Annotated in this window: 10 protein-coding genes and 2 tRNA genes; 8 read left to right on the forward strand and 4 right to left on the reverse strand. The window is 71.1% G+C overall.

The genetic code is table 11. The features are described 5' to 3' along the window. Positions 1-4: 4 nt before the first annotated feature. A complete protein-coding gene (locus tag Q2K19_RS18490) occupies positions 5-3,340 on the reverse strand; it encodes a ThuA domain-containing protein (protein WP_302762543.1) in 3,336 nt (1,111 codons plus the stop codon). A 257-nt stretch (positions 3,341-3,597) separates the two neighbouring features. Further along, a complete protein-coding gene (locus tag Q2K19_RS18495) occupies positions 3,598-3,990 on the reverse strand; it encodes a hypothetical protein (RefSeq protein WP_302762544.1) in 393 nt (130 codons plus the stop codon). A 290-nt stretch (positions 3,991-4,280) separates the two neighbouring features. On the opposite strand from Q2K19_RS18495, the gene Q2K19_RS18500 reads away from it, so the two are divergent. The 8 genes from Q2K19_RS18500 (at position 4,281) to Q2K19_RS18535 (ending at position 12,253) form a co-directional block, all read left to right on the forward strand. Then, positions 4,281-4,353: transfer RNA gene (locus Q2K19_RS18500), tRNA-Asn, on the forward strand. Positions 4,354-4,521: 168 nt separating this feature from the next. Further along, positions 4,522-6,660, forward strand: a complete 2,139-nt coding sequence (locus Q2K19_RS18505; RefSeq protein WP_302762545.1) for an MMPL family transporter — start codon at positions 4,522-4,524, stop codon at positions 6,658-6,660. Continuing rightward, complete coding sequence (locus Q2K19_RS18510; RefSeq protein ID WP_302762546.1) at positions 6,650-7,888, forward strand: NAD(P)/FAD-dependent oxidoreductase; 1,239 nt, start codon at positions 6,650-6,652, stop codon at positions 7,886-7,888. Before Q2K19_RS18505 ends, Q2K19_RS18510 begins: the two co-directional genes overlap by 11 nt. 63 nt (positions 7,889-7,951) lie before the next feature. Next, complete coding sequence (locus tag Q2K19_RS18515; RefSeq protein WP_302762547.1) at positions 7,952-8,899, forward strand: hypothetical protein; 948 nt, start codon at positions 7,952-7,954, stop codon at positions 8,897-8,899. Continuing rightward, positions 8,896-10,587 carry an insulinase family protein gene (locus Q2K19_RS18520; protein WP_302762548.1) on the forward strand — a complete coding sequence of 564 codons (1,692 nt, stop codon included), beginning with the start codon at positions 8,896-8,898 and terminating at the stop codon, positions 10,585-10,587. Before Q2K19_RS18515 ends, Q2K19_RS18520 begins: the two co-directional genes overlap by 4 nt. 53 nt (positions 10,588-10,640) lie before the next feature. After that, positions 10,641-10,717 (forward strand) — tRNA-Ile (locus tag Q2K19_RS18525). Between the two features lie 244 nt (positions 10,718-10,961). Next, positions 10,962-11,666 carry a GNAT family N-acetyltransferase gene (locus Q2K19_RS18530; protein ID WP_302762549.1) on the forward strand — a complete coding sequence of 235 codons (705 nt, stop codon included), beginning with the start codon at positions 10,962-10,964 and terminating at the stop codon, positions 11,664-11,666. Beyond that, positions 11,639-12,253, forward strand: a complete 615-nt coding sequence (locus Q2K19_RS18535; RefSeq protein WP_302762550.1) for a sterol carrier protein domain-containing protein — start codon at positions 11,639-11,641, stop codon at positions 12,251-12,253. The genes Q2K19_RS18530 and Q2K19_RS18535 overlap by 28 nt, the downstream gene beginning before the upstream one ends. Before the next feature lie 384 nt (positions 12,254-12,637). Here Q2K19_RS18535 and Q2K19_RS18540 read toward each other — a convergent pair whose 3' ends face one another. Then, positions 12,638-13,390: a phosphotransferase gene (locus Q2K19_RS18540; protein ID WP_302762551.1), complete on the reverse strand. Its 753-nt coding sequence runs from the start codon at positions 13,388-13,390 to the stop codon at positions 12,638-12,640. A gap of 140 nt (positions 13,391-13,530) precedes the next feature. Then, positions 13,531-13,965: a hypothetical protein gene (locus Q2K19_RS18545; protein ID WP_302762552.1), complete on the reverse strand. Its 435-nt coding sequence runs from the start codon at positions 13,963-13,965 to the stop codon at positions 13,531-13,533. Between the last annotated feature and the right edge of the window lie 100 nt (positions 13,966-14,065).

Raw genomic sequence — 14,065 nt, forward strand, 5'->3', positions numbered from 1 at the left:
GGCGTCACGGGGTGACGCCGATGCCCTGGCCGGTGAACTCGACCCAGTTGAGGTTGCCGAAGCCGCTGGTCGGGCCACCGGAGACGGTGGTGAGGACCAGGTAGAGCTTGTGCGTCCCGCCCGGGTCGGTGATCGGCACGGTGGTGCTGGTGAAGGCGTTGTTGCCGGCGGTCGCCTTGACCGTGGCCGTGGTCAGCAGCGGGCCGGTGGGGGAGTCCAGCCGGAACTCGACGCCGAACCGGGGCTGCCCGGCGGTGGCGGCGCTGCCCCCGGAGGTCCGCAGCGTCACCGACTGCATGTTCTTCAGGTTCACGGTGTTGTTGATCGCGAGCCAGTCACCGCGGTCGAGGCTGCCGCGCTGCTGCCCGCCGCCGGTGTCCGCCGTGGTGGCGACCGTGGTGCCGGACTCGTCGGTGGCGAACTCGACCTCGTGCCGCTTGGCCTGGACGATCTGCTGGTCCACCGTGGTCAGCGCCGGCTGCCCGTTGGCGCCCTTGTCGGTGTACGACGCGCTGACCACGCCGTAGATGTAGCCGCCGTGCGAGGCGTCGTCCGCGTCCGTGGGCAGCACCCCGGAGCAGCCGAACTGGTTCGCCTCACCGTGGCCGTGGCTGTCATGGCCGAGGACGAAGGTCACCTCGACCTTGCTGCAGTCGATCGGGCCGTCCTCCGGGTCGGTGACGGTCACCGACCAGGGGATGTCGTCGCCCCAGCTGAAGAAGCCGCCCTCGAGCGGGGTGACGACGGTGACGGTCGGCGCGGTGTTGCCGACGGTGATGGTGGTGTTCGCCGACGCGGTCTTGCCGCTGGAGTCGGTCACCGTCAGCCGGGCGGTGTAGACGCCGTTGGTGGTGTAGGTAAACGACGGGTTCGGGTCGATCGAGTCGGTCGTGCCGTTGCCGTCGAAGTCCCAGGCGAACGAGATCGAGTCGGCCGGGTCGGGGTCCTTCGAGCCCTCGCTGGAGAAGGCGACGGTGAGCGGTGCCCGCCCGTTGGTCGGGGTCGCGTTCAGCACAGCGGTGGGCGCCCGCAGGCCCTTGACGTAGCTGAACTTCAGCATCGCGGCGTCCGGGTTGATGTTGAAGAACCCGTCGCCGTACGTCAGCAGGTAGAAGTTGCCGTCCGCACCCCAGCGCATGTCCATCGGGTTGTCGCAGAGGAACGGCTTGGCCGGGGTGGTCGGCGCCTGCCCGCAGTTCAACACGTTGTTGATCTTCAGGATGTCGCCGTTGTCGTCCAGCCGGATCTCCTTGAGGGTGTCCCGGGTGAACTCACCGAAGAAGATGGCGCCGTCGTAGTACTCGGGGAACTTCGTCTCCGACCTCAGCTCCGGGTCGTAGTCGTACTTCGCCGCCCCGTGCGGGCCGACGCCACCGGTGCCCAGCTCCGGGAAGAGCACCGGGCAGGTCTGGGTGGGCGTCGACAGGTAGGACTCCGGACACGGGGTCGGCGCCTGGAACGAGTACCACAGCTCGGACTTCTCCACCCGCGGCAGGTCGGTCAGGCCGGTGTTGTGCCGCGACGTGTTCTTCGGTGCCGCGCAGTCGAACGGCGCGACCGGCGAGATGGGATTGGTGGTCCAGTCCATCTCGATGTACGGCAGGTTCGGCTGCACGCACAGCGGCCAGCCGTAGTTCGCCGGCTTCTCGACCACCATCATCCGGCCGGTGCCCGCCGGTCCCCGCCCGACCTGGGCGACCGAGGAGTCGGGGGAGTAGTCGGTGATGTAGGCGACGTCGTTCTTGTCCACGGTGATCCGGAACGGGTTCCGGAAGCCCATCGCGTAGATCTCCGGCCGGGTCTTCGCCGTGCCGGCCGGAAAGAGGTTCCCCGCCGGGACGGTGTACGAGCCGTCCGCGCCCACCGTGATCCGCAGGATCTTGCCGCGCAGGTCGTTGGTGTTGGCCGAACTGCGCCGGGCGTCGACGAACGGGGCCTGGTAGACGCCGGTGGCGCTGACCGAGTCGTTGTGCGGCGAGAAGCCGCCGGACCCGCCGCCGCCGGCCGGGGTGTCGTCCCCGGTGACCAGCCAGAGGTTGTTCTTCGAGTCGAACGCGATGTCGCCGGCCACGTGGCAGCAGGCGCCCCGGTCCACCGGCACCTGGAGGATCTTCTGCTCGGTGCTCAGGTCCAGCGACGGGTTCTCCCCGTCCACGAACTTGAATCGGGAGAGCTGGAAGTAGCCCTTCCACACGTCCCAGGCGGTCGGGTCGGTGCTGGTCGTCGGCGCGCTGCCGGTCGGGGTGTCCAGCGGCGGCGCGTAGTAGAGGTAGACCCACTTGTTGGTGGCGAAGTCCTTGTCGATCGCCGGGCCGTACATCCCGTCCTCGCTGTTGGTGTAGACGGGGATCTGGGCCAGCACGGTGGTCGAGTTGGTCTCCGGGTTGTGCAGGCGTACGCCGCCGCGGCGGTCGGTCTGGATCACCCGGCCATCGGGGAGCACGTCGAAGCCGATCGGCTCGTTGACGTTGGGCTGCGCTCCGACGACGGTCATCTGGTAGTTGGCCAGCACCGTCGCGCCGCAGTCGCCGTCGGTCACGCCGGCCGCCCACTGGATCGCCCCGCCCAGGTGGGCCCGCAGGTCCACGGTGCCGTAGCTCTCCGGGGTGGCGCCGAGTCCGGTGTAGAACGACCGGCCGCCCTGGTAGTCCTTGCACCAGGTGATCGGGTGGTCGAAGCCCATGGTGCCGCCGGCGTAGGTCTTCTCGTCCACCGTGGCCAGTACGTGCGAGACGCCCCGCACGTTGGCCGCGAAGTTGTACCAGCGGTCGGTGGTGCTCCAGCGCTGCGGCAGCGACTCCGACGCCGGGTGGACCCGGTCGGCGACGGTGACGGTGGCCTTGCTGGCGGCCGACGGCGCGCCGGTGGCCCGGGTGCCGAGCACGTTGGTGAGGAAGGACCAGTCCGGTTCGGCCTCGATGGCGGAGTTGACCCCGACGAAGCCGCCGCCGTCGCGGTAGTACTGCTCGAAGGCCGCCTGCTGGGCGTCGTTGAGCACGTCGCCGGCGGTGTTCAGGAACACCACGGCACGGAACTGCTTCAGGTGCGGCTCGTCGAACTTGCGGGGGTCGTTGGTGACCTCGACGGTGAACCGCCGGTCCTGCCCGAGTTGCTGGATGGCCTGCACACCGGCCGCGGTGGCGGCATTGTTGCCGCTGGCCGACCGGGTGAAGACGAGCACCTTGTACTGGATGCCGTTGCTGTTTGGAGCTGGGGCGGTGAGCACCGGCGCGGCCTGCGCCGGGGTCGGAGCCTGCTCCGCCGTCGCGACGAGCGTCGCGCCGACGAGGGCGAGCAGGCTGAGATGGATGGCGGCCCTACGGCCGAATGGTCTGCGCATCGAACCTCGCTCTGGTCGGGCGGGTCCGCCTCAGCGGATGAGGCTGAGGAGGTCGCTGGGAGGTGACGAGAGCCTGGCCAGGTTCTACGCGAGACGATATTTGCGTCCGGGACCAAAGAGAAGAGGGGGAACCCAAAAGTTTTAGATGAATCGACACCACTTTCGTTCAGGATGAGCAAAAGTAGGTCGTGGGTGCTCTTCGGACAGACGGGAGCGGGCCGGTCGCCCGATGGCGACCGGCCCGCTCTCCGGATACGTCAGAGGTTACTGCTCGTGCCGGACGACTTGCTGCTCGTGCTGCTGCTCGTCGAGCCGGTCGCGCTGGTCGAACCCGGGCCGGTCGACCCGGACTTGGCGCCGACGGTGGCCGGCGTGCCGGCGAACGGCTTGTCGGCCGCGGTCAGCCCCTGCTTGCTGCCGTTGCCGGTGCCCAGCTTCTCGCCGAGCTTGGTCTGGCCCAGCTTGTCCTTGCCCTCGGAGTAGAGCCGGGTCGCCTGGGCCTGGGCCACGCCCGCCGCCTCCTGGACGGTCGGGTGGTCGAGCACCTTGCGGCCCCGGATCATCAGCTCCTCGTACTTCTCTCGGCCGGCACGGGCGCCCAGGACGAATCCCGCAGCCAGCCCGCCAAGAAACATGATCTTTCCGCGCATGGCGGCTCCTTCCGTACCTGACGCGCCGCCGTCCCCGTCCGGGCGGTTCCCCGGCGGGAGCGACCATCTCGCGCCTGCGTCCTCTGTCGGCGGCTAACTACCCATCCTGCTCTCCGCTCATGCCTCCTTGGGGCGAGATGACGATTTGTCCGTTTTGCTGGTGGGGTCGCGTGGCCGGGACGTGGGCGGTCCCCGGTGCGGTAACCCCCTGGCGCACCACCCCCCGATGTCCTGTACTCTTGTCCCCGTCGCCCGGCGCGGAGAGATCCGCAGCGCCGGGTGATCTACGGTCCCCCGTAGCTCAATTGGCAGAGCAGCCGGCTGTTAACCGGCAGGTTTTTGGTTCGAGTCCAAACGGGGGAGCTCAGCTCCACGACGCCCGTCGGCCTGGCCGGCGGGCGTTTCTCGTGCGCCGGCACCGGCCCAACGCCCGGTTTCCGCCCGCGGGCGCCGCTTCGCCCGGCAGGATGGTCGCTGTCGACTGGGACTCCCGCTGCGTCGACCGGTGCGTCGGTACGAGGGTGGGTGGAGATGGCCGGAGGGCGAGGCCGCTGGACGGCCACCCTGATCGCGCTGGTGGTCGTGCTGGGCTGGCTGGTCCTCGGCGGCATCGCCGGGCCCTACTCCGGGAAGCTCGGTGACGTCGCGACCAACAACAACGCCTCCTTCCTTCCCGCCGACGCCGAGGCGACCCGGGCGCAGAACCTGTCGGCCGGCTTCGTCGAGAGGGAGACCACCCCGGCCCTCGTCGTCTACGAACGCACCTCGGGCATCACCCCCGCCGACCAGCAGCGGATCCAGGTCGACGCGGCGCGCTTCGCCCAGGTGCCGGGCGTGGTCGGCCCGCTGCCGCCGCCGATCGTCAGCCAGGACCGGCAGGCCGTGCAGGTCGTCGTCCCGATCGACAGCTCGGAGGGCGAACAGATCCGCGCGGTGGTCGACCGGTTGCGCACGATCGCCGGCGCGGACCGGGACGGCCTCACCGTCGACGTCGCCGGGCCGGCCGGGCTGCTCGCCGACCTGATCGAGGTGTTCACCGCCATCGACGGCCCGCTGCTGCTGGTCACCCTGGTCGTGGTGCTGGTCATCCTGCTGATCGTCTACCGCAGCCCGGTGCTGTGGATCTTCCCGCTGCTCGCCGCCGGGATGTCGTACTCGCTGGCCGCGCTCTGCGTCTACCTGCTGGCCAGGAACGACGTCATCAAGCTGAACGGGCAGGCCCAGGGCATCCTCACCGTGTTGGTCTTCGGCGCCGGCACCGACTACGCGCTGCTGCTCATCGCCCGCTACCGCGAGGAACTGCACCGGCACGACCGGCCCGGGGCGGCGATGCGGGCCGCCTGGCGGGGCGCCGCCCCGGCGATCATCGCGTCCGGCGCGACGGTCATCGTCAGCCTGCTCTGCCTCCTGCTGTCCAGCCTCAACTCCAACCGGGCGCTCGGCCCGGTCGCCGCGGTCGGCATCGCCGCCACGCTGCTGGTGATGCTCACCTTCCTCCCCGCCCTGCTGCTACTCGGCGGACGGTGGGCGTTCTGGCCCCGGCGGCCCCGCCTCGACCACGCCGACCCGCACACCGAGCACGGTGTCTGGGGCCGGATCGCCGGCTTCGTGGCCCGCCGGGCTCGGACCGTCTGGCTGGTCACCGCGGTGGTCCTGGCCGCCCTCGCGGTCGGCGTGACCCAGCTCGGCGCCACCACCCTCGGCCAGTCCGACCTGTTCACCAACCGCACCGACTCGGTCGCCGGCCAGGAGGCGATCGCCCGGCACTACCCGGCCGGCACCGGCAGCCCGGCCACCATCTTCACCAACGAGGCCACCGCCCGGCAGGTGGCCCAGGTGGCGCAGGGCGTGCCCGGGGTGTCCTCCGTCCGCCCCCTCACCGCCCAGAACCAGGCCGGGCCGCCCGACCCGAACGCACCGCCCCTCGTGGTCGACGGGCGGGTGCAGCTGCTGGCCACCCTGGCCGACCCGCCGGACAGCAACGGGGCCGAGCGGACCATCCGCGATCTGCGCGCGGCGGTGCACCGGGTGCCCGGCGCGGACTCCGTGGTCGGCGGGTTCACCGCCATCAACGTGGACACCGCCGCCGCCACCACCCGCGACCGTAACGTCATCATCCCGGTGGTGCTGCTGGTCATCGCGATCATCCTGGCGCTGCTGCTGCGCGCCCTGGTCGCCCCGATCCTGCTGATCGCCACCGTGGTGCTGTCGTTCCTGGCCACGCTCGGCCTCTGCGCACTGATCTTCAGGTACCTGCTGGACTTCCCCGGCGTCGACCAGTCCTTCCCGCTCTTCGCGTTCGTCTTCCTGGTCGCCCTCGGCATCGACTACAACATCTTCCTGATGAGCCGGGTCCGCGAGGAGTCGGTCCGGCGGGGCACCCGGGCCGGCGTCCTGGCCGGGCTCGCCGTCACCGGCGGCGTGATCACCTCGGCCGGCATCGTGCTCGCCGCCACCTTCTCCGCGCTCGCCGTCCTGCCGCTGGTGGTGCTCGTCGAGCTGGGCGTGGCGGTCGCCGCCGGGGTGCTGCTCGACACCATCGTCGTCCGGTCGCTGCTGGTGCCCGCGCTCGCGTACGACATCGGGCCGAAGATCTGGTGGCCGAGCCGGCTCGCCCGGGCCAACCGGGACGGCGACCGGGCCGGGGCGGAGGTCGTCGGTGTCCGGTGAGGCCGACGTCGTCATCGTCGGCGGCGGGCTGGCCGGCCTCGCCGCCGCCCGCCGGCTGCACCGCGCCGGCGTGCCGTGGCGGCTGCTCGAAGCCGGCGACCGGCTCGGCGGCCGGGTGGCCACCGACGAGGTCGACGGCTACCTGCTGGACCGCGGCTTCCAGGTGCTCAACACCGCGTACCCGCGGCTCGGCGGCCTGCTCGACCTGGGCCCCCTCGACCTCGGCTGGTTCACCTCCGGCGTGCTGGTCCGCCGCGGCGACCGCCTCGAACGGCTGGTCAACCCGCTGCGCGACCCCGCCGGCACGCGCGGCACGATGACCGCCCGGATCGGCTCCCTCGTCGACCGGCTCCGCTTCGCCGCACTCGCCACCGGCTGCGCCACCCTGCCGGTGGGCCGGCTGCTCAACGCGCCCGAGACGACCAGCGAGGCGGCGCTGCGCCGGGCCGGGCTCTCCGACGCGTTCATCGAGGAGCTGCTCCGGCCGTTCCTCTCCGGGGTGCTCCTCGACCGGGAGCTGGCGACCTCCAGCCACGTGCTGGCGGTGTTCCTGCGCTCGTTCGCCCGGGGCCGGATCGGGCTGCCCGCCCGGGGGATGGCCGCGCTGCCCCGGGCCGTCGCCGCTCCGCTGCCCGCCGAGCTGATCGAGGTGGACACCCCGGTCGCGGAGGTCGCGCCCGGCCGGGTCCGCACCGGCAGCGGCGAGATCACCTGCCGCGCCGTGTTGGTCGCCGTGGACCCGCCGGCAGCCGCCACGCTGCTGCCCCAGCTCCACCGGGTACGCATGCACGGCTACACGACCTACTACCACAGCACCGACACCCCGCCCCTGGCCGAGCCGATCCTGCTGCTCGACGGGGAGCGGCGGGAACTGGTCGCCAACACCGTGGTGCCGAGCAACGCCGCGCCCACCTACGCGCCGGGCGGCCGGCACCTGGTGGCCACCTCGGTGGTCGGCCCGCAGGCCCCGCCCGAGCCGGTCATCCGGCGGGAACTCGACCGGCTCTACGGCCGCTCCACCGCCGACTGGACCCACCTCACCACCGTCTCCGTGCCGGACGCGCTGCCCGCCATGCCGCCACCGCAGGGCCGGCTGCGCAAGCCGGTCGCGCTGGCCGACGGGCTCTTCGTCGCCGGCGACCACCGGGACAGCCCGTCCATCCAGGGCGCGCTGGCCAGCGGCTGGCGGGCCGCCGGCGCCGTGCTCGCCGCGCTACGGCCCAGCTGACGGCGGAGGTCCGAGCTGGACGGGGGACCCGAAGACGGTTCGTGATCACCTATCATCGCCGCCATGCCCGCACCCTACCCGGCGATCACCTTCGAGCCGGCCGCCGCGTATCCCGAGGTCACACCGCTGCGCGCGGCGCTCACCGCCGGCGACTGGGCCGGTGTGCACGCGTTGCTGGACCCGCTGGACTGGAACGGCCGCTCCCTGCTGGTCGGCCTCGCCGGCGAGGTGTCCGGGATCGAGCCGTTCCTGCGGTCCGTCACGGCCGCCCACCCGGGAGACACCCTCGCGCCGACCCTCCTCGCCGCGCACCTGATCAGGGTGGGCTGGGACATCCGCACCGGCGCCCGGGCGCAGTACGTCAGCCGGGAGCAGTTCGAGCAGTTCCACGCGTACCTGCGGCAGGCGGAGCAGCTCCTCATCGACGTCTGCGCCCGCGACCCGGGCAATGCGGCGGCCTGGCAGCTGCGGCTGCGCGCGGCGAGGGGCCTCGAGCTGGGCCAGGCGGAGGCGCGCCGTCGCTACGACCGGCTCTCCCGGGCCTTCCCGCACCACGTGAGCGCCCAGCAGTCGCTGCTGCAGCAGTTCTGCCCGAAGTGGAGCGGCACCTGGGACAAGGCGTTCGCCTTCGCCCGGGAGTGCATGGCCGCCGCCCCGGAGGGAGCCCACAACGCGGTCGTCCTCGCCGAGGCGCACCTGGAGCGGTGGACCGACGGGGACAGCAGCGCCGAGCGGGCCCGCTACCGCAAGGACCCGCAGTTCAAGCGGGACATCTGGGAGGCCGCCCAGCGGTCGGTGCTGCACCCGCGCTTCGAGCACCGGCACGGTTGGGTGTCGGTCCGGTCGATGTTCGCCCTGATGCTCTGCGTCGCCGAGTTCTGGGATGCCGCGATCGCCCAGTTCACCGCGCTCGGCCACCTGGCCAGCGAGTACCCGTGGTCGTACCTCGGTGGGGTCGAGGGCCTGGAGAAGTTCCGCGGCGAGGCGTACGCGAAGGGTGGCCAGCGATGATCCGCCAGCTCGAGGTCGACGGGGTGCCGACCCTGCTCGCCCCCACGGCCGGGCCGATGCGCGCCGGCCTCACCTTCCGGGTGGGCGTCGCCGACGAGACCCTGGCCCGCAGCGGCGTCACCCACCTGCTGGAGCACCTGGCGCTCGCCCCGCTCGGCCTCACCGACTACCACTTCAACGGGGCCACCGCCCCCACCTTCACCTCCTTCTACATGCAGGGCTCGGAACAGGACATCGCCGGCTTCCTCACCGCCGTCTGCCGCAACCTGCACGACCTGCCGATGGCCCGGCTGCAGGTGGAGAAGGAGATCCTGCGGACCGAGTGGAGCGGCCGCGGCAGCATCGACCAGGTGCCGTTGTGGCGGCACGGCGCCCGGGACCACGGCCTGACCAGCTACCCGGAGTTCGGCCTGTACGCGCTCACCGAGCACGACCTGCGGGCGTGGGCGGCCCGGTGGTTCACCCGGGAGAACGCGGTGCTCTGGATCGCCGGGGACCGGGTACCGGAGGGCCTCCGGCTGACCCTGCCGCCCGGCGTACGGCAGCCCGTGCCGCCGGTGTCGTCGGCGCTGCCGCGCACCCCGGCGTACTTCGTGCACGGCTCGCGGATGGTGGTGCTGGACTCCGTCGTGCGGCGCCGGACCGCCGCGGCCGTCTTCGCCGACGTGCTGGAGCGCGAGCTGTACCGCTCGCTGCGCCAGGAGGACGGCCTCTCCTACGCCGTCGACACCGGATACGACCCGCGCGGCGACGGGCGGGCCACCCTGCGCGCCCTCGCCGACGCGCTCCCCGAGAAGCAGGACGCCCTGGTCGGCGGCTTCGTCGACACCCTGGCCAAGCTGCGCGTCGGGCGGATCGAGCAGGCCGACCTGGACGCCACCCTGGCCAAGCGGGACGACGTCCTGGGCACCGCCGAGGTGGACGCGGCCCGGCTGCCCGGCCAGGCGTGGGACCTGCTCACCGGCCAGCCGGTCCGCGGCGTCGACGAGCTGCGCGCCGAACTCAAGGCGGTCACCCTCGCCGACCTGCACGAGGTCGCCCAGGAGGTCACGTCCAGCGCGCTGCTCATGGTCCCCGACGGCACCCGGGCGGACTGGGCCGGCTTCACCCCGGCACCCACCCAGTCCGAGCACGCCGTCGCCGGCACCGCCTACCGGGAACGCGAGGGCGGCGGCGAGCTGCGGGTCGGCGTCGAGGGCGTCAGCTTCGCCGCGCCCGAGGGCGCCGCCACCGTCCGGTACGCCGAGTGCGCCGCCCTGCTCGCCTGGCCGGACGGCGCCCGCCGGATGATCGGCTACGACGGCATCACGGTGCACATCGAACCGACCCTGCTCGACCTGCACCCCGGCGCCATCGCGGTGATCGACCAGCAGGTGCCCGCCGACCGCCGGGTGCCGATGCCGGCCCGCCCGCCGGAGCGGGTCCCCCAGCCGTACGCGGGCGGCGGCCGGCCCGGCGCCACGGCCCGACCGGCGCCGCACGCCTGGTGGGCGATCCTGCTGATGGTGCTCAGCGGCCTCGCCACCCTCGGCGTCGGCGGGTTCAGCCTGCTGCTCACCATCGGCATGCTGCTGCCCGACGAGACCGGGACCGACGACGGCTGGCTGTGGGCCGTGGTCGTGGCGGGCTGGCTGCTCACTGTTATCCTCGCGTTGCCCATCGTGCTGTTGCGGCGGCGGCGACGCTGAGGTTCGTGGTGGCCGGTGATCCATCCGGCGGGTTAGGATCCCGGCGCGGTGACGGGGCGGTAGCTCAGCGGGTTAGAGCAGGGGACTCATAATCCCTCGGTCGCGGGTTCGAGTCCCGCCCGCCCCACCACGAAAACACCCTGGTCAGGCATGGTGCCGACGACCCGGATGAACGGCGTCAAGATCGGGACCGACGCCGTCAGTCCGCACTGAGTCCGCAGCAGCACGAGCCGCCGCCCGGTCGAGACGGTCCGCCACCTGGAGAAGGCCCGCTTCACCGATGCGGTTCCCCGCCGTCATGGCAGGCTGTCGACGACTGGGCAGATACCGAATCTTCGTTGCCTCGGCGCTGGCCGACCTGAAGGATGCGGGTCGTGAAGATCGAGATCCGACCCGTCGAACGCTCCGAGGCAGTCGATTACCTCAAGGTGCTGCCGTACGTCAACGGGCTGCCGAACTGGGAGCCGGCTCCCAGTGCGGGGCACGGCGGCCCGGAAGCGTGGCCGCCGCCGAGAAAGCCGGCCACCGAGCAGCAGCTGGAAGCCTGGGCTGATGAGGTGATGGATGACCACTTCCATCCTCAGGCCGCCTTCGTGGACGGGAAGCTGGTGGGTGGCTCGGCGATGCTCTCGCTGGCCATCACCGTGCCGGGGCTGCGTGCTGTGCCGTTCGGCGGTGTCACGGCAACTGGCGTGATCGCGACCCACCGTCGGCGCGGGCTCCTGCGCGGCATGATGCAGGCGATGTTCGATGAAGCCTTGGCGCGCGGCGAACCGTTGGCCGCTCTGAGCGCGAGTGAGGGGGGCATCTACGGGCGCTTCGGGTTCTCCCCGGCGACGATGCGCGCCCGTTGGGAGTTGGAGCGCATCGACGCCCGCTTCATCGACTCCGAATTTGCCGCGGGCTCGTTGGAGCTGGTAGACGCTGCGGCGGCGCGGCAGGCCTGGCCGCAGATTCATAAGCAGATTCGGCAACGCCAGATCGGCGAACTCGCTCCCCAGCCCGGCCGGTGGACGGCCTGTCCGATGAGGCCGCCGGCACCGACGGGCCGATGCGGTACCTGCTGCACCGTGACGTAGACGGCAACCTTGACGGCGTTGCGAACTTCCGGCTCCCGTGGTCGCCGTTGCCGGAACATACCGGGACGCTCGTCGTCGAGGGGTTTCAAGCCTCGACCCCGGAGGCCTATCGGGCGATGTGGATGCTTCTGACCGACTTCGACCTCACCCGGAAGATCGTCGCGCCGTCCCGGCCGACAGACGAACCGCTGCGCTGGATGCTGCGTAATCCACGCGCCATGCGGATCACCCGGCAGTCCGACAACCTGTGGCTCCGCATCCTCGACCTGCCGGGCGCCTTGACCGCGCGCGCCTACGACACCACCGCCGAGCTGACGTTCGCGATCGAGGACGACAGCATGTGCCCGCACAATGTCGGCGTATGGCGGTTGGCAGTGTCCCCCGAGGGGGCGACCTGCACCCGAACGGACATGCGACCGGATCTCACAATGGACATCCAGTCGTTGAGCTCCCTATACCTGGGCGGCATGTCCGCTGCCGTGCTGGCCGGAGCCGGCCGCATCCGCCCTCACCGACTCAGTGCGGTGACCGACACCGCCCGCGTCTTCCGCGTTGATCCCGAACCGTTCAACTCTTTCGGCTTTTGACCTATCCGGTTTGGGTGGCGAATTCTCGAGGAACCTGGAAGGAACCGCCAGGCCATCCACGGGCCACAGGGTGGTGTCAGCGGGGGCCAGACCAGGCCACGTAGGAGCGCGTCGAGCAGGCGTGGCGGCCCGTTCCGAGCCGATCTTGTGCGATTCCCAAGCTGACAGCTGCACTCGGATCACCCGGGTCATCGTGACCATGTTGACGGCGATGAGGGACCGGGCGCGATGTCGTACCCGCTTGCTACGGTGCGCCGCAGTTGGCCGGTCAGAGCAACCCCGTGTGGGACAGCGCGGCTACGGGGGGCGGGCACTGGTAGGTCCCCGGAGTGATCCCGGGACTGAATATCGGACACCGCGACCCGCCCCCCGCCACGAGCCCGCTCATGTCGAGCCCAGCGCGGCGACGAACGTGTCCTGGTTGGCCTCGGTGTGGGCGAGTTCGCGCTGGGTCCAGGCGAGGATCTCGGCAGAACGGGGGCGAGGGACCGAGGCCGTCTCGTCGTCGACCATGTCTCGCCAGAACGCCTCGTTGCGATGTAAGCGCTCGCGGATGGCCGCGGGTAGGCGACCACGGTCGGTCGGGCTCAAGCCGTACGCGTCCGCCAGGGTCCGCACCTGGCGGGCCTGTTCTGTCGCAGGTCCCCGGTCGGGCCGTGACGAGATGCACCAGGCCCAGGCCAGGTACCCCAGGTCCTCCAACGGGTGGCCAGGAGCCGCGAAGTCGAAGTCGATGAACGCCGCCGGCTGGCCGTCGCGGAAGACGGTGTTGTTCGGACCGGGGTCGTGATGGCAGACCACCTCACCCCCCAGGACGCAGGCCAAGTCGCGCGTGGCGTCATGCAGTTGTCGAAGCAGCCTTGCGGCCTGGCCAACCTGCTTGTCCGTGAAGTGCTGCCATCGTGCAGGCACGTGGCCGGGCACGAACGACAACATGTCACGACCGTGTTGATCCCACCCCAGATGCTGAGGGCAGCCGTCGAAGCCCTTCTTGGCGAGATGAGTCAGCAGCCGCGCCACAAATCGCGACGCAGGCGAGGCCGGGCGACGCACCGTGTCGCCCACCCGGACCACACCAGCCGTCAAACGACCTCCGGCCAAGTTCTGCTCCACGCCATGCTCACTGACCTGACCCATCTCGCGACCCTAACGGCCGCGCAGCCTGCATCACCTGAAGGCCGGCCCCTGCCAGGCCGGACCTCGCTCGATGCACGCTGCTGCCGCCGGCCAGGGTGGTGCCTCACCAGCGGCGGGTCAGTGAGCACCTGCCGGAGGCGCTACTGCCAAGGTGGGGTGTATCGGCTCAGGTATTTGCGAGCACGGGGGAGCGGATCATCCCAATACTGGTTCGGCATGCGGTGGTGGTGCTTCTCGCAGAACTCAGCCAGACCGTCCGTGATCTTTACGCGCTCAATCGGGTGGCCTTCGAAGTCTGTGTTGACCGCCAGCAGTTGCGGCTCGGGATTCCAGCCCGAGTGGTCGAACGCCCAGCCATCCCAGATCGCGTACGCGTGGAAGACCTGCCGCTCGCCCGCGAAGCGCACCGCCGCTATCTCGATCGACCGCCTCGGGTAGGAATCCCGGCAGACCCAGGCGAGAATGTGACACGCTCCGGCAGCGAAGAAGGCCTGGTCCGTCCGTTCCCATGCGATGCGCTGGTCTGATCGCTCGATCGCCGTCCGACGAAACGCGCCCGCTGCTTCGGCTGTCACGGGACGGACGTTAGTGGATGGTCCGACGCGTCCGCTCGTGCCGCGAGTACGCCCCTCGGCGGGCCGGCGATCTTCCTGTTCGGCCGAAGTCGGCTGGAAC

This window comes from Micromonospora sp. NBRC 110009, assembly GCF_030518795.1.
Lineage (GTDB): Bacteria > Actinomycetota > Actinomycetes > Mycobacteriales > Micromonosporaceae > Micromonospora.